Genomic DNA, 16,405 nt, shown 5'->3' on the forward strand with positions numbered 1-16,405 from the left:
CAGCTTTCATTCCTACAAATATTTAATAGCTTATGAAACTAAAAGTACTTTTGCTTTCTGGTTCTTTGTGTCTGATGGCCGCCCTTACCGCGAAAGCTCAGCGTCAATTACCCGCACTGGACTCTCTTCCTAAGATTAGTATACTGCAGACAGCTTATCAGGGCGACACGACAGCAGTGCCTGATGTACTGGAAAACCCTCTGTTCTATAACTATAACTTTACCTATAAAAAGCGGCTTGATTCTATCCAAAGCCAGATCCCTCTCGCCTATAATGAAGCCGTACAGCGTTACATAGATGTTTACAGCGGACGTAAAGACATGATGGGCAAAATGCTTGGTCTGTCTGAATATTATTTTCCAATTTTCGAAAATGCACTAAAGGCTTATAATATGCCTGCAGAACTTAAATTCCTTCCTATTATTGAATCTTCCATGAATTCTCATGCCATTTCCAGAGTAGGCGCGACCGGTTTATGGCAGTTTATGTTTGGTACAGCTAAAGGTTATGGACTGAATATGGATAATTTTGTCGATGAAAGGAAGGATCCCATTCAGGCAAGCTATGCAGCTGCAGCTTATTTTAGGGATGCTTACAAAGAACTCGGTGACTGGTTGCTGGCTATTGCTGCCTATAATTGTGGTACCGGAAATGTAAACCGTGCCATTGCAAAGGCGAACAGTCGTGACTTTTGGGAAATCAGAAACTTTCTTCCTGCAGAAACCCGGAATTATGTACCTGCATTTATTGCAGCTGTTTACGTAATGAATTTTGCAGACCAGCATCACATCAAAGCTCAGAAGTCTTTATTCGCTATTAAGACTGATACAATTCAGGTGGAACGGTTTGTTTCATTGGCGGAACTTGCTCAGGCTATGGAAATTGACGAAGACGATCTTTTCACCTTGAATCCTTCTTACAAAAAGAAGATTGTAAATGGTTCTTCTGAGACTCCGCGGCGTATTATTATGCCGAAGGTAAATACAGCCGTATTTGCGGGTATCTATGACGTATTAAATAACAGCACAGTGAGTGCAGATACGCGCATAATACTTGCTTCAAATGATGACAGGAGATTGCAGCGTAATAAGAATACTTCGCGTAACCTCCAGGGGAAAGCGACGGTCTATCATAAAGTAGGATCAGGACAGAGCCTGCATGCGATTGCTGGCAAATACCGTGTAGAAGTTCAGGATCTTAAGGTTTGGAATAATCTCAAGGGAAATACGATTGTTCCCGGTCAGCGGCTTATTGTTTCCAAGGGTTCTGTAGCAAAAAAAGAAGAATTGCGAACATCGAAAAAGTACATTACCTATAAGGGTAAGTCCAAAACCGCAAACGGCGGGGTATTATAAAAAATAGAAGATATGTATGATTATATAGATGGCAGGCTCACTTTTAAGTGTCCTGCTTATATTGTTGTTGAAGCTGGTGGAATTGGGTATCATGTCAATATTTCATTAAATACCTACGGAGCATTAGGTGATGCAGAGCGCTGCAAAATTTTCGTCTGGTTGCATGTTAAAGAAGACGCACATACTTTGTATGGTTTTTTAGATGAGGGTGAACGCAGAATGTTCCTCCATCTGATATCTGTCTCCGGAATCGGACCAAATACGGGGAGAATGATGCTGTCGTCAATTACACCTGCGGAGATTCAGACGGCAATTGTTAATGCAGATTTACCTTTAATTCAGCGTATTAAAGGGATAGGTGTCAAATCTGCGCAAAGACTGGTTCTTGAACTGCAGGATAAACTGAAAAAAGAAGGTACAGGTTCACTTATCGCAGCTCCTTTAAATGCAACGGTCAGAGAAGAAGCGCTTTCTGCACTGATGATGTTGGGATTTGCGAAACTTCCTGCTGAAAAGACATTGGATCAGGCCATTAAAAATGCCACGGATGAATTGAATGTGGAACAGCTGATCAAAATTGCACTCAAAAACTTATAAAAACTGGTTTAAAAATCAGCGTATTATATACTAAATCGCTATTTGAGCGTTAAGCTATTTTAGCAGATCAATATGGTTAGTTATAATAAATAAAACCCTTAAAGCGATTTTGTTTTTAGTTTAAGGATAACGATGAATTAGAATTGCGATACAACGGATAATAATTACCTTTGAACAATCAAAATATTAGAAAATGAACTTTCCATCAGAATTAAAGTACACTAAAGACCACGAATGGGTTAGAGTAAATGGTAATGAAGCTTTTATCGGTATTACAGATTTCGCGCAACGCGAATTGGGTGATATCGTTTATATCGATATCAATAGTGTAGGTGAAGAAGTAAGTAAAGATGAGGTATTTGGTACTGTAGAAGCTGTTAAAACCGTTTCAGATCTTTACATGCCTGTCACTGGTACAGTCACAGAAGTTAACGCTGCATTGAATGATAATCCTGAGCTGGTGAATTCAGATCCGTATGGAGATGGCTGGATGGTAAAGGCAAACATTGCTGATGTATCAGAAATTGAAGGATTATTAACTGCAGAAGCATATCAGGCTTTAGTAGGCGCATAATTTATGAATAATAAACTCAAAGCATTAAGCTATCAGCGCTGGGCGCTTGCTTGGACGGTGTTCATCTTAATTCTTTGTACAATGAAAATGCCCGAATCCACTGGTTCGGGCATTTTCTTTCAAGGTTTTGATAAACTGGTACACCTTGGATTTTTCTATGTCCTAACCATTTTATTGTTTTACGGAAAGATTAGTAATCAGCATAATTACAGTTTCCGGTCCCTTACGATCTTTAAGATCATTTTGTTGACCTTTATCGTGGGCGCTTCTGTTGAAGTTATCCAATACTTCTTTTTTCCTTATCGTTCTGCCGAATGGTGGGACCTTGGTTGCGATATGATTGGTGTTTTTATGGGCGTATTTAGCTACGTTTTGCTACATAGGTTCAATTTTGATAAAGACGGCAATTTGCACCCGAAAAAAACCAGTCAGTAAATTTCAAATATCCCGGAGCTGAAGGCCTTTCTTTCCTGTGTTGAAACGTATTTAAAATGTTACTCAATATTTTCTACGGACTAAACAAACCATTTATCCATTTCGTAGTCTGAAAATAAAACCTTACGAGACTACAGAATGAATTTTTACAGGAACCTACTTCTGCTTTTTATATTAATTAGCAGCTCTTCAATTTACGCGCAAACCAAGAACGGCTCTGTGAGCGGTAAAGTGGTTAATTCAAAGGATCAACTCGCTGTTGATTTCGCTTCTGTCGCAGTTAAGAACCTAACTGATTCCAGCGTTGCAGGTGTTACTAACACCCAACCCGACGGGACATTTACCATAGCTGGACTGGCTCCTGGTTCTTATCGCGTTTCTGTAGCCTATCTCGGGCTGAAAAGTTTAAACAAAGATTTTACCGTAACCGTTGCCGCTCCGAAAGTAAATCTCGGATCGCTGTCGATGGAGAATACCGGTCTCGACCTTAAAACTGTCGAAATTGTTGGCGCAGTAACCCCTGTAGTCGTTAAGACAGATACTGTAGAATATAATGCAGGAGCATTTAAAGTAAGGGAAAATGCTGTTGTTGAAGATGTATTAAAGAAACTTCCGGGAGTAGAGGTTGCTAAGGACGGTTCAGTAAAAGCACAGGGTGAAACAGTGACGAGGGTTCGGGTAGATGGCAAAGACTTCTTTGGAAGTGATCCTCTGCTGGCTACTAAAAACCTGCCGGCAGATATGATTGATAAGATTCAGGTAATAGACCTGCTATCCGATCAGGCACAATTTACAGGAGTAGATGACGGTAACAGGGAGAAAATTATTAATATAACCACTAAAAAAGACATGAAGCACGGTTATTTCGGTAACTCCAGTGTCGGTGGCGGTACGGATGGACGTTATGATGGGAGTGTGAATGTCAATAAATTTAAAAACGATCAGCAATTCTCATTGATTGGACAATTTAATAACGTTAACAAGCAAAGCTTCGGCGGTGGTAACACAGGCGGTGGTGGTGGTGGCGGAAGAAGATCCGGTGGCGGGGGGTTCAATCCGGGAGGTGGAAATACAGGTGCCGGCCAGCAGGGAATTACTACAACCAACGCTATCGGATTAAACTTTGCAGATATCTATAAAGACGATACAAAGCTCACAGCCAGTTACTTTTTCAATAAAACTGCATTAGACAATCAGCAGACAAGTTTCAGACAGAACTTACTAGGAGATAGCAGGACCACTTTTGACGAAGCATTAAACAGCCAGACCGACAAGAAAAACCATAGATTTAACTTCATGCTGGACACTAAACTGGACTCTACAATTTCCCTCCGGGTTCAGCCGAATGTCACTTATACAGAAACTGACCTCAGTCAGAACAGTATCTATACGAATAACTATGGAAGTTATGTAACTACAGGAACACAATCCTACAGGACTAATTCTACAGCACCTACGTTGAGTAATAGTCTGTTACTACGTAAAAAATTCAGTAAAGCAGGACGTACGCTTTCCCTAAACGTCAATACCAGTATCAATAACAGTGATGCTACAAACTATAATGATATATTGAACAATACGGTTAATGGCGGTGTGGAAACCAATGAGCAGACCAGGCAACTAAATGATCAGAATGCAAAATCACTAAATAATACCACCAGATTAGTTTATACAGAGCCACTGGATAAGACTTTAAACCTGGAAGTCAATTACCAGAATATGTACAGCACCGATCGCAGTGAGCGTATGACTTTTAATTTTAACCCATTAACCAGTCAGTACGATCTTCCGGATTTCACGTATACTAATACCTACGAAAACCGGACAATGACCAATGCATTGGGTACCAGCCTAAATAAAACAGGTGCAAAATATAACTGGAATGTTGGTGTCGGCGTACAGCATACAGATCGGAAAAATGATAACCTGACCACCGGAAATCTGCTTAACCAGAGCTTCTATAATTTTATTCCGACAGCACAGCTACGCTATAACTTCAGTAAAAGTAAAAGATTGGTTATCCGTTATCGTGGAAATACCCAGCAGCCGAGCATCAGCCAGATCCAACCTATTCTGGATAATTCCAACACACAAAGTATAGCCATTGGTAATCCAGATCTGAAACCGTCTTTCAGTAATAATCTGACCGTATTTTATAATAATTTTGATTTTGCTAAATTCCGTTCACTTTTTGTCTTTGCAAACTTTAGCCAGACTTTCAATGCCTTTGGTAATAGCAGTACACTCATAACCGATCAGGCGAGTGAGAACTTTGGAAAACTGGAAGTTGTACCGGTTAACGTCAACGGCGTTTATTCAGGGACTTTAGGGTCTTCCTTAGGTTTGCCAATCATCAAAGGGAACAAACTCAACCTGAATATAGACTTAAGCGGTAACTATGCGAGAGGAGTCAATTTCACGAACTCCCTTCAGAATATTACCAACGATGTGTCTGTTACCAACAGGTACAGACTGGTATCCTCTATGGATAAACTCGATTTGACAGCTGGCATTGGTGGTTCCATTAACCGGGCCACTTACTCAGCTCAACCATCTGCCAATACCACTTATTATACACTTAATCCTACTATTGACGTAAGCTATATGTTTCCTGGAAACATCCGTTTAGCGGTAGATGTCGATTACTATCAGAATACCGGAAGAGGTGAGGCGTATGATACCAATTATACATTGCTTAACAGTTATATCAGTAAGCAATTCTTTAAAAACCGTGGAACATTCAAGTTTGCGGTGAATGATATTTTGAATCAGAATCAGGGAATTACCAGAACTTCGTCAAATAATACAATTACAGACATCAGGTATAATGTTCTGAAACGGTATGCAATGCTCTCATTTACGTACTCTCTAAGTCAGATGGGGGGCAAACGTACCGACCGCATGGGGCCATCTGACGGCCCTGGCGGACAGCAAGGCCCGGGAGGCAATCGTGGCGGTGGTGGCTTTGGTGGTGGCAGAAGAGGTATGTAATAATTCAGTGGCCAGTCAGACTAAGGTTTGTTCTTATTTGTATTTATTATAGATAAAGGGTAACTTGCGGCCTTAATATAAGATATGAACCTTTCACAGTTAACTCCAGGAGAAAGAGGCACAATTGTCTCATTTACAGATTTAGAAATGTCAGTAAAGTTGATGGAAATGGGCTGTTTGCCTGGAGAAATAGTAGAAGTGGAGCGTTTTGCGCCGCTTGGTGATCCTATCGCGATCCGGGTTGCAGGATATCAGCTTTGTTTACGAAAAAATGAAGCATCTGTAATTATAATCTCTTAGAAAATTTGGCTGCTGATCTGAAAATTGCACTTGTTGGTAACCCCAATACAGGGAAATCGACACTCTTTAATCTATTAACCGGGCTCAACCAGAAGATTGGAAACTTCCCCGGGATAACCGTCGACAAGAAGACAGGTTTTTGTAAAATTGGTGACCATAAAACCGCTGAGGTGGTGGATTTGCCGGGCACTTATAGTCTCTATCCTAAAAGTAAGGATGAGAGTATAGTATTCCAGATCCTGGCTGACCGGGAGAACCGCAGTCATCCCGATCTGATTGTACTTGTTGCCGATGCAACCAATCTGCGCCGGAACCTGCTGTTGTACACGCAGGTTGCAGACCTGCAGATCCCGGTGATTTTAGCACTGAATATGACTGACATGGCTAAAAAAGAAGGCCTTGCGATAGACATCGATCAGCTTTCTAAAAATCTGGGTGTTCAGGTTGTAGCCATTTCTGCCAGAAATAATATCGGGTTAAAAGAATTAAAAGATGCAATTGCTAATGCACCGACAATCCCTACACAAGAGCCGGGAACAGATATTCAGGTCTTAGCACCCGAAGCCATTGCCGCAGCCGGTCAATTAATCCAGACAACTAATCCTTATTTCGCGCTGCAGGTGCTTCACCAGCATAGCGAGTTGGATATTTATACCCCGGAGCAACATCAGCAGTTGAACCAGATTGCAGCTGAACATAACTTTGAATCATCCAAAATACAGACTGCCGAAACTGTCGCCAGATATCGGTACCTGGGTACTATATTAAACGGTATTATTACAGATACTGGTGCACAGAAGAAATTCATTATGAGTGACCGGATAGATAAAGTCCTGACTCATAAAGTCTGGGGTTTCGCTATCTTCCTGCTCATTCTGTTATTTGTCTTTAATGCAATTTTCTCCTGGTCTGCTTATCCGATGGATATGATTGAAGAGGGTTTTGCACGCTTAACAGACCTTGGACATGAACACCTGCCGGAAGGTATGCTCACCGATCTGTTATTGGATGGTGTTGTGGCAGGTTTAGGTGGAATTGTAATCTTCATTCCGCAAATCGCTATCCTATTTGCACTGATATCCATTATGGAAGATACCGGTTATATGGCCAGGGTTACCTTTATGATGGACCGTATTATGCGTAAATTCGGTTTAAGCGGAAAGTCAGTCGTTCCCATGATCGGAAGTCTGGCCTGTGCCGTACCATCTATCATGAGTGCCAGGAATATAGAAAACTGGAAGGACAGAATTATCACCATTATGGTTGCGCCGTTAGTGAGTTGTTCTGCTCGCTTACCTGTATATACCCTGTTGATCTCATTGATTATTCCCGATGAAAAAGTACTCGGTTTTATCAGCCTGCAGGCATTGACGCTAATGGGTATGTACCTGATTAGTATAATAGCTGCAGTACTCGTCGCTTTTGTCATGAAATTCCTGATTAAGGCTAAAGAGAAATCATACTTCATCATGGAGATGCCCGTTTATCAGAAACCGAGATGGAATAATGTGCTGTTAACCATGTATGAAAAGTCTAAGACTTTTGTATTTGAAGCAGGTAAGGTAATTATTGCGATTTCTATAGTATTATGGGTTATGGCCAGTTACGGTCCTTCAGACCGTTTTGAAAAAATTGATCAGAAATACGAAAAAATCGAGTTACAGCAGGATAGCGTAGCAATCAGTACACTGGAGCGTGATCGTTCCGCAGAAAAACTAGAAAATTCTTACGTAGGTATCTTGGGCCAGACTATAGAACCTGCAATCAGACCGTTAGGCTTTGACTGGAAGATAGGAATAGCTTTAATTACCTCATTTGCTGCAAGGGAGGCCTTTGTTGGCACTATGGCCACTATTTATAGTGTTGACAGCGCAGATGAAGAAGCCACAACTATCAGAAATAAATTGAAAGGAGCAACAGATGCCAATACAGGACTACCACTGTTTACCTTTGCCACAGGATTCTCGCTTATGCTCTTCTACGCCTTCGCAATGCAGTGTATGAGTACCGTTGCAATTGTTTACCGCGAGACTAAGTCATGGAAATGGCCAATGATCCAATTAGTTTATATGACAGCATTAGCCTATTTTGCCAGCCTGATAGCCTACCAGTTATTAAGGTAAATCCTATCTTTATGACCATGTTACGTTGTAAGCGGAACATGGTCATAAACAATAGTATCGCTCATCAAGCACAAATAAATTGGAAAAAGCAGAAGTCTTAGCCAGGTACATGCCGGAACAAGCCGCACCGGTGATCGCCAAATGGATCGATTATTTTCAGTGTGAGTTTAAAATTTCGAAGAGCAGATCAACTAAGCTCGGCGATTACAGGCACCCCTTTCGCCAGACAGGACATCAAATCTCTGTAAATAACAATCTCAACCGGTATGCATTTCTGGTTACCACTGTTCATGAATTCGCACATCTGTTAACCTGGAACGAATTTCAGCATAAGGTAAAGCCACATGGGTCCGAGTGGAAATCTAATTATAAAAAGATGATGATTCCATTTTTGGAACAACGGGTTTTTCCGGAAGACCTGGAAAAGGCAATTTCAACTTATCTAACCAATCCTTCTGCCTCCAGCTGTACAGATCTTCATTTATCACGTGCTTTAAAAAAATATGACAGCCGTGGTGACCATACCAGGCTCGAAGAATTAGATACCCATACAGTATTCCGCATTAAAGACGGCAGAAGATTTAAAAAGGGGGAAAGATTGAGGAAACGTTATCGTTGCGAATGCCTTGACAATGGAAATATCTATTTATTCAGCCCGCTTGCAGAAGTATTCATTGCAGAGACGGGTACATAGACAGCCTGTTTATCGTTTATTTTCCATTTAAAATTGAGCTGGGTGTCCCTGAATTTCCCGGGGTAATTCAGCAGGCTGTCAATGAAAGTATCCTTTTGTTCAACCAGAACTGCTGCCTTATAATTACTTCGCGATTTACTTTTCAGCATAATATAACGGGCATCAGGATAAGTTGTGATATTATCAAATACCATTTCAAATTTATCTTTACCCGTAAGCGCGTCGTTCATCCCTTTAACGTCATCTGCGAAATTATCCTCACGCAGTTTCAGTTCAGCTGCAGAAAGCGGTAAAAAAGGAAGCGTACGCAAAGCATCCGCTGAGCTGGCAGTACGGGTATCCATGCCAAAAACGATACCGTTGCGCAGGTAAGTTCTGCTGTCCCTGAATAATTCCGCATCCTGATTCATGAATTTGCTTTTTTCCCTGATCAACATGAGGCTGTCCGCGCGGAAGTAATAACTTTTAACAGAGGAATTGAGGCTTCCATTGTTACTGTAGATCCGGTAGAGCATACTATTATTGTAGTCACTGTATTTTTCTGTATAGACAGAAAGATCACCCGAAGTGAAAATCAGGCTGAACTGCTTTCTGAATTTGGGCAATTCACGATCAATACCAGCTGCAAAATTCAGAATAGTCTTGTCATTAAGATTGGTGGCCACTTCATCACTCAGGATATCTGCCTGAGGATGGCTCGACCGGAAATACTTACAGGACGAAGAAAATAAAAGCAGAATAATTGCCAGACCGGATAATAGCTTGAATTTCATGTGCAGTGTGTGATTATCACGAAGCAGTCTATTATCGTGCCAATGCACTAATAGGCCATGAGCTGCTCTATTTTTTGTCCCAGTTGGGAAGCAGCGAGAAACTGGTGTTCTAGATTTTTATTCATTGGGATAGCTGTATCAAGGCTGGCACAACGCAGCACTGGCGCATCCAGTAATTCAAAGCAATGTTCAGCAATCCATGCAGAAATTTCAGCGCCGAATCCAGAGCTCAAAGTGTCTTCATGCAGAATAATCACCCTTCCGGTATCTGCCACAGCCTGTTTTACGGCTGCTTTATCCCAGGGCTGCAGACTGCAGAGATCAAGCAAAGTCGCCTGAAGTTCGGGATGTGCATCCAGGTAATCAATCGCCCAGTGGACACCCATTCCATAGGTGATCAGTGTAAACTGTGTGCCATTTCTACGGCGGATGGCTTTACCAATCTCCAGTGTATAATAACCCTCCGGCACGGGGCCGCTCAATCTCCTGTAGAGCGATTTATGTTCAAAAAAAAGCACAGGATTAGGATCGGCAATAGCGGCAAGCAATAGTCCTTTAGCCTCCTGTGGAAATGCAGGATAGACAATTTTAAGCCCCGGTGTTTTGGTAAACCAGGCTTCATTACTTTGCGAGTGAAAAGGCCCTGCGCCAGTACCAGCACCAGTGGGCATGCGAATCACAACATCGGCTTTTTCTCCCCAGCGATAATGCGTTTTAGCGAGATTATTGACAATCTGATTGAATCCGCAGCTTACAAAATCGGCAAATTGCATTTCCACCACCGCCTTGCAGCCATTTATGGAGAGACCTAATCCGGCTCCGACAATGGCCGATTCACAAATCGGTGTATTGCGTACACGTGCAGTTCCAAACGAATCGCTCAGTCCTGCGGTTATTTTAAAAGCACCGCCATATCCGGCGATATCCTGACCCATCAGCACCAGATTGCTATGTTGTTCCATAGCGATCCTTAAAGCTTCGCTAATAGCGTCTAAGAACCGAAGGTTAGGAGTTAGTGCATTTTGAGGTGGAGCAACCGGCTGCGACAATGCCGGGGCATACATATCTGCGAGTTCTCTATCAGGATCTGCTTTTGGTTCAGGATCCAGAAAAGCCTGTTCAATTCCCGATGTAATTTCCGCATGCATAGCAACTTTCATTTTAGTAACCTGCTGCTCAGTGAGGACTCCTTCTTCCAGCAGGTAACGCTCATAATTATTCAGCGGATCTTTGATTGCCCATTGTTCCAGTAAATCTGCAGGGACATATTTGGTACCCGAGGCCTCTTCATGACCCCGCATTCTGAATGTCATACATTCGACCAGTACAGGTTCCGGATTTTCTCGCAGGGAAACAGCTAGTGCATTGATTGTATCGTATAACTCCAGGATATTATTTCCATCGATCTGAATCCCTTTCATTCCATAACCTGCGGCTTTGTCAACCAGATTTTTGCAGTGGTATTGTTCGGCGACAGGAGTGGAGAGACCATATCCGTTATTTTCGATGAGGAAGATAACCGGCAGGTTCCAGACAGCGGCCACATTCAGTGCTTCGTGGAAGTCGCCTTCGCTTGTAGCACCTTCTCCGGTAAAAACGAGCGTAGCTTTTTTTTTACCTTTCAGTAGGTCGGCCAGGGCAATTCCGTCTGCTAGTGCGAGCTGCGGACCGAGATGGGAGATCATTCCAATAATATGATGTTCCTGAGTGCCGAAATGAAAAGACCGGTCACGGCCTTTGGTAAAACCTGTTGTTTTACCTTGCCACTGGGCCATTAGCCGGCGCATTGAAATATCCCGGGTAGTAAAAACACCGAGGTTCCGGTGCATTGGCAGAATATACTCCTGAGAATCCATGGCCAGGGTAGCGCCAACAGCGATTGCTTCCTGACCGATGCCGGAAAACCATTTACCTATACGGCCCTGGCGGAGCAGGATTAGCATTTTTTCCTCGACCAGTCTGGGAAAAAGCAGGCGCTGATAGAAATCCAGCAGCGTCTGATCGCTTTTATCTTTACGGTCGAAATACATGATCCCTATTTATTTTTTGCTTTCTGGTGATCCTGATACTGGCTGGAGAAAGATTTTTCAGCTATTTCAGGCATAGCCCTGTATTTTCCCCACATCTTTTTGAAAAGAAGCTTCATGAAGAAATTTTTAATCTTGCCGCCAAAAACATCCATTCTTGAACGTTTGGCCATTCCTGCATTCCAAACTTTCCAGCTCAGATCTTCAGTTTTGGTATTTTCGTGCTGTTCTACTGCGTCGCGACGATTTAGCAGGAGCATTTTATGAATGTCTATTTTAACAGGGCAGACCTCAGAACACTTACCGCATAAACTGGAGGCATAACTCAGGTGTTTAAAATCCTTCATACCCTGCATATGCGGTGTGATGATAGAACCGATAGGTCCGCTGTAAGTTGTATTATAAGTATGGCCGCCGATATTTTTATATACCGGGCAGGCATTCAGGCAAGCACCGCACCGGATGCAGTAAAGTGCCTGGCGCTGATCTTTCTGGGCCAGTAGGTTCGTCCTGCCATTATCCAGCAAGATTACATACATCTGTTCAGGACCATCAGACTCATGTGTCTGTCTCGGGCCACTCAGAATAGTGTTGTAGACCGTTAAATTTTGTCCTGTTCCATGGCTGGACAATAATGGCCAGAAAAGATCCAGGTCGGCCATCGTAGGGATAACCTTTTCGATGCCGACAATGGCAATATGTACTTTAGGAAATGTTGTTGTCAGACGTGCGTTGCCTTCATTTTCGGTCAGGGCGATACTGCCAGTATCTGCGATCAGGAAATTGCCGCCTGTAATACCGATATCGGCAGTCAGGTATTTCTCGCGTAGCAGTTCCCGCGCTTTTTGTGTCAGTTGTTCCGGTGTGTAATCCAGTGGGGTACCGAATTTCTCATGAAAAAGTTTGGCAATATCTTCCTTGCTCAGGTGCATGGCAGGCGTCACAATATGATATGGCTTTTGCCCCAGAAGCTGAACGATATATTCACCCAGGTCACTTTCCAGTGAATCAATCCCATGCTGTTCCAGAAACTCATTCAGATGAATTTCCTCGGTAGTCATCGATTTGGATTTGATGACAGATTTACCCCCATTTTTACGGATGATATTTAAAATCTCCTGTTGCGCTTCAGCCGCATCATTTGCCCAGATCACTTTTCCTCCGCGACGTTGAAAGTTGGCTTCAAATTCCGGAAGGAATTTGTCCAGGTTCTCCATTACACGCCATTTGATAACATGGGCCTTCTTTTTGGAAGCTTCCAGGTTTGCGAACCTGGATAAACCGCGTTCAACAGCCACATTATATTTTCCAATATTGTGGTTAATTATATTGCGGTGATCCACATCAAATGCCTTTTCATCTGCCTTTACCAAAAACTCCTCAGCAATCTTCGTCATGTTTCAAACTTAGATAAAATTGTTACTATACGCACAACAAGATAAAAATTTTATCTTCTCTTGGGAACCTTAAACAAAAAAACCTGCCGTTTAGAGGCAGGTTTTTTTGTTTAATTTATTGGGCCGTTTTAGGCGTTCCGTCTTCGTTCTTATCAACTGCCGGTCTTTTGGCTCTGTTAGCCAGGTCCCATGCGGTAAAATATACCAGTTGTGCCCTTTTTGCTAACAAGTCGAAATGGATTTTCTCCACTTCATCTCCTGGCTGGTGATAATCTTCATGTACACCGTTAAAATAGAAAATTACCGGGATGCCATGTTTAGCAAAGTTATAGTGGTCAGAACGGTAATAATACTGGTTAGGATCAGTCCTGTTATTATAGGTCATGTCCAGGTTTAATTTTGTATAAGTCTCGTTTGCTTTAATACCGATTGCATTCAGATCCGAACTTAGCATGTCAGATCCAATAATATAAATGAAGTCCGGATTTTGCTCATGCTCTTTATCTACGCGGCCGATCATATCAATGTTCAGGTTGGCAATTGTCTTATTCAGCGGGAATACCGGATGTTCTGAATACCATTCAGAACCCAATAAACCTTTTTCCTCACCGACAACCGTCATGAACAGGATACTTCTTTTCGGACCTTTACCTGCCTTTTTGGCTTTTGCAAAAGCATCAGCAATCATTAAAACACCTGTTGTACCAGATCCGTCATCATCAGCACCGTTGTTAACTTTGTCTTCACCAGATAAGGTTAAACCAATGTGATCGTAGTGGCCGGTAATAACCAATACTTCATTTTTAAGAACAGGATCAGAACCTTCCAGGAAGCCCAATACATTTTCTGCCCGTATTTTTACTTCTTCTTTAACAGCAGTGCCGCTAACAGTCAAAGGGAATGCACGTGATGCCGGTTTAACATCAGTATCTATCTGAGTTTTTAAAGCAGCAGACGTTGTACCTGCAGCCTTTAAGATCTCGTCTGCAGTTGCAGGAGAAATCAGGATAGAAGGGAAGGTTGACATTTTTTCCATTCTGGCTGTTCTTTCTGCTGTTTTGAGACCTACCTGGCCGGCGCCGGAATACATAGCCTTTAATTCTGGGGTCAGGTTGTCCAGTGTCGGGTCAATCTGTAATACAGCCAATGCCTGATTGTCTGCCAGGTATTTGATTTTAGCCTGTTGCGCTAAAATAGCTTTTCTTCTGGCTGCACGGTCTTCAGGGGCAGCAGCACCTTTTGCCGTTGGATCACCCGAAGCGAAAATGATTACCACTTTACCTTTTACATCTATCCCGGCGAAATCATTATATCCATCTTTATTCAGGCCATAACCTGCAAAAACTACATCGTCACCGTGGAAGGCAAAACCTTTCAGCGAGACGCCGGAAGTTGGAATTACAAAATCCTTGCCCTCTTCTTTAGCTACGCCGTTGATAGATAATACTGTCTGCGTAAGCTGGTAGCTGACCATGTCTATCGGCTGAAAATAATCTCCATTGACAGGCCCTTTAAGCCCTATGCTTTTAAAATGATTGCGAATATACTCAGCGGCCATCCAGGCGCCTTTTTTACCGGTCTCACGACCTTCATACTCATCAGAAGCCAGTATTGATAAATGCTTATAGCCGTGATCTTTGTTGATCGTCGTGCTAAATTTTATTGCTGTTTTATCCTGTGCAGAAACACCGATAAAGAGTAATAAAGCAAGACTGGTGCTTAAAAATGATTTGTTCATAGTTTATAATTCAGGGTTAACAGGATATTTTATTCACACGGTCTGCATGTCTGCCACCTTCAAATTCAGTTTGTAAAAAGGTCATCACCATTTCCTGCACCAGCTCCTGACGTACAAAACGGGCAGGAATACAAAGAATATTTGCATTATTATGCTGTCTGCATAAGGCTGCAAGCTCATTTTCCCAGCAGATTGCTGCACGGATTCCCTGATGTTTGTTGGCTGCAATGGCTATACCATTGCCGCTTCCGCAAATCAGGATTCCAAATTCCGCCTCACCGCTTTCTACCGCCAGTGCTACCGGGTGTGCAAAATCAGGATAATCAACAGAGCTGGCAGAAGCCGGACCAAAGTCTGTTACCGGGAAATCAGCTAAAAACTCTTTCAGCATTTCTTTGTACGTGAAACCGGCATGGTCAGAACCGATGGCGATTTTGAAGGTTTTTAAGGGCATTACAGGTTAAAAATTATAAATGGTTTTTTGGTTTAGTTGGAAGGTGCTTTTACTGTTCCGTATAATTCTTTATTCTTTTTACGTTCGATGCTGGCAGAGATGAAAATACTCAGTTCATATAAAATAAACAGTGGGAATGCAACAACCATCATGGTTACCATATCTGGTGTAGGAGTTACGATAGCTGCAATAATTAAGATTATAACAATAGCATAACGGCGGCTTGCACGCATAAATGCTGGTGTCATGATACCAAACAGCGATAAGATGTAGATCAGTACCGGCAGCTCAAAAATAATTCCTGTACCTATGGTTAAGGTCATTACAGAAGAAAGATAGGAGTCAATTGTAAACGTGTTCTCAATCATCGGACTCACGGAGAAGTTAGTCAGGAAGTTGATGGAAAGCGGACAAATAATGAAGTAACCGAACATAATCCCGATTAAAAATAACAGGGAAGAGAAGAATACAAATCCACTTGCCGATTTACGTTCTTTATCATGCAGCGCAGGCTTAATAAATAACCAAAGCTCAAACAGAATATAGGGTACACCGAAGATCACACCTGTCATTACGCAGGAATTAATCTGCAGCGTGAACTGCCCGGCCATCTCTGTATTAATAATTTTACCTTTAATCTCGGTGATGCAGAATTCTGTACCCAGTGAAGGGTAGGCCGCAACCAGTTTACACATCATGCGGTAAGTCCAGAAATTCGGGTCTTTCGGACCCATGATCACTGTGTTGAAAATAAAGTCGTAGAAATAAAATGCGCCTATTGTAATTAATACAATAACGAGCAGTGATCGCAGTAAATGCTTCCTTAATACATCTATGTGGTCGAAGAAAGACATCTCCGCTTCCAGTTTCTTTCCTTTTTCTTTAATGGCCCCGATCAGGTCCTGCGCTTTATTATCACTCATGTAGCTTTCTGTGTATAAACAAAA

The 16,405-nt window shown here is 42.3% G+C and carries 14 protein-coding genes; 8 read left to right on the forward strand and 6 right to left on the reverse strand.

The window, feature by feature from the left end:
* Positions 1–32 precede the first annotated feature (32 nt).
* The 8 genes from BM192_RS12695 to BM192_RS12730 all read left to right on the forward strand — a co-directional run bounded on the left by BM192_RS12695 (position 33) and on the right by BM192_RS12730 (position 9,069).
* Complete coding sequence (locus BM192_RS12695; protein ID WP_074964005.1) at positions 33–1,355, forward strand: lytic transglycosylase domain-containing protein; 1,323 nt, start codon at positions 33–35, stop codon at positions 1,353–1,355.
* Between the two features lie 12 nt (positions 1,356–1,367).
* A complete protein-coding gene (ruvA, locus tag BM192_RS12700) occupies positions 1,368–1,952 on the forward strand; it encodes a Holliday junction branch migration protein RuvA (protein WP_037439252.1) in 585 nt (194 codons plus the stop codon).
* 193 nt (positions 1,953–2,145) lie between these two features.
* A complete protein-coding gene (gene gcvH, locus BM192_RS12705) occupies positions 2,146–2,526 on the forward strand; it encodes a glycine cleavage system protein GcvH (RefSeq protein ID WP_037439254.1) in 381 nt (126 codons plus the stop codon).
* Between the two features lie 3 nt (positions 2,527–2,529).
* Entirely contained in the window at positions 2,530–2,961 is a 432-nt protein-coding gene (locus BM192_RS12710; RefSeq protein ID WP_037439256.1) for a VanZ family protein, read from the forward strand.
* Between the two features lie 138 nt (positions 2,962–3,099).
* Entirely contained in the window at positions 3,100–5,952 is a 2,853-nt protein-coding gene (locus BM192_RS12715; RefSeq protein WP_037439258.1) for an outer membrane beta-barrel family protein, read from the forward strand.
* Positions 5,953–6,036: 84 nt separating this feature from the next.
* Positions 6,037–6,252: a FeoA family protein gene (locus BM192_RS12720; RefSeq protein WP_037439259.1), complete on the forward strand. Its 216-nt coding sequence runs from the start codon at positions 6,037–6,039 to the stop codon at positions 6,250–6,252.
* A gap of 5 nt (positions 6,253–6,257) precedes the next feature.
* On the forward strand, positions 6,258–8,375 hold the full coding sequence (gene feoB / locus BM192_RS12725; protein WP_037439261.1) for a ferrous iron transport protein B: 2,118 nt from the start codon (positions 6,258–6,260) through the stop codon (positions 8,373–8,375).
* Between the two features lie 109 nt (positions 8,376–8,484).
* Positions 8,485–9,069: a SprT-like domain-containing protein gene (locus tag BM192_RS12730; RefSeq protein WP_037439262.1), complete on the forward strand. Its 585-nt coding sequence runs from the start codon at positions 8,485–8,487 to the stop codon at positions 9,067–9,069.
* Here the strand turns inward: BM192_RS12730 and BM192_RS12735 are convergent.
* From BM192_RS12735 to tatC, 6 genes are all read right to left on the reverse strand, one after another.
* On the reverse strand, positions 9,018–9,842 hold the full coding sequence (locus BM192_RS12735) for a hypothetical protein (RefSeq protein WP_037439263.1): 825 nt from the start codon (positions 9,840–9,842) through the stop codon (positions 9,018–9,020). The two genes, BM192_RS12730 and BM192_RS12735, sit on opposite strands and share 52 nt — an antisense overlap.
* Positions 9,843–9,889: 47 nt before the next feature.
* The gene (locus tag BM192_RS12740) at positions 9,890–11,872 is read right to left on the reverse strand and encodes an alpha-ketoacid dehydrogenase subunit alpha/beta (protein WP_037439264.1); all 1,983 of its coding nucleotides are present in this window, start codon (positions 11,870–11,872) and stop codon (positions 9,890–9,892) included.
* 5 nt (positions 11,873–11,877) lie between these two features.
* Positions 11,878–13,266, reverse strand: a complete 1,389-nt coding sequence (locus BM192_RS12745; RefSeq protein ID WP_037439266.1) for a LutB/LldF family L-lactate oxidation iron-sulfur protein — start codon at positions 13,264–13,266, stop codon at positions 11,878–11,880.
* A 115-nt stretch (positions 13,267–13,381) separates the two neighbouring features.
* A complete protein-coding gene (locus BM192_RS12750) occupies positions 13,382–15,004 on the reverse strand; it encodes a M28 family peptidase (protein WP_037443316.1) in 1,623 nt (540 codons plus the stop codon).
* 16 nt (positions 15,005–15,020) lie between these two features.
* The gene (rpiB, locus tag BM192_RS12755; protein WP_037440956.1) at positions 15,021–15,458 is read right to left on the reverse strand and encodes a ribose 5-phosphate isomerase B; all 438 of its coding nucleotides are present in this window, start codon (positions 15,456–15,458) and stop codon (positions 15,021–15,023) included.
* 32 nt (positions 15,459–15,490) lie between these two features.
* Complete coding sequence (tatC, locus tag BM192_RS12760; protein ID WP_037440959.1) at positions 15,491–16,381, reverse strand: twin-arginine translocase subunit TatC; 891 nt, start codon at positions 16,379–16,381, stop codon at positions 15,491–15,493.
* Positions 16,382–16,405 lie beyond the last annotated feature (24 nt).

It is taken from the genome of Pedobacter antarcticus (genome assembly GCF_900112985.1).
Classification (GTDB): domain Bacteria; phylum Bacteroidota; class Bacteroidia; order Sphingobacteriales; family Sphingobacteriaceae; genus Pedobacter; species Pedobacter antarcticus.

Coding starts and splice junctions, on each gene's coding strand:
- BM192_RS12740 (WP_037439264.1), bottom strand. CDS start 11,872: ATGTATTTCGACCGTAAAGATAAAAGCGATCAGACGCTGCTGGATTTC.
- rpiB (WP_037440956.1), bottom strand. CDS start 15,458: ATGCCCTTAAAAACCTTCAAAATCGCCATCGGTTCTGACCATGCCGGT.
- ruvA (WP_037439252.1), top strand. CDS start 1,368: ATGTATGATTATATAGATGGCAGGCTCACTTTTAAGTGTCCTGCTTAT.
- BM192_RS12715 (WP_037439258.1), top strand. CDS start 3,100: ATGAATTTTTACAGGAACCTACTTCTGCTTTTTATATTAATTAGCAGC.
- gcvH (WP_037439254.1), top strand. CDS start 2,146: ATGAACTTTCCATCAGAATTAAAGTACACTAAAGACCACGAATGGGTT.
- BM192_RS12710 (WP_037439256.1), top strand. CDS start 2,530: ATGAATAATAAACTCAAAGCATTAAGCTATCAGCGCTGGGCGCTTGCT.
- BM192_RS12730 (WP_037439262.1), top strand. CDS start 8,485: ATGCCGGAACAAGCCGCACCGGTGATCGCCAAATGGATCGATTATTTT.
- tatC (WP_037440959.1), bottom strand. CDS start 16,381: ATGAGTGATAATAAAGCGCAGGACCTGATCGGGGCCATTAAAGAAAAA.
- BM192_RS12745 (WP_037439266.1), bottom strand. CDS start 13,266: ATGACGAAGATTGCTGAGGAGTTTTTGGTAAAGGCAGATGAAAAGGCA.
- BM192_RS12750 (WP_037443316.1), bottom strand. CDS start 15,004: ATGAACAAATCATTTTTAAGCACCAGTCTTGCTTTATTACTCTTTATC.
- BM192_RS12735 (WP_037439263.1), bottom strand. CDS start 9,842: ATGAAATTCAAGCTATTATCCGGTCTGGCAATTATTCTGCTTTTATTT.
- BM192_RS12720 (WP_037439259.1), top strand. CDS start 6,037: ATGAACCTTTCACAGTTAACTCCAGGAGAAAGAGGCACAATTGTCTCA.
- BM192_RS12695 (WP_074964005.1), top strand. CDS start 33: ATGAAACTAAAAGTACTTTTGCTTTCTGGTTCTTTGTGTCTGATGGCC.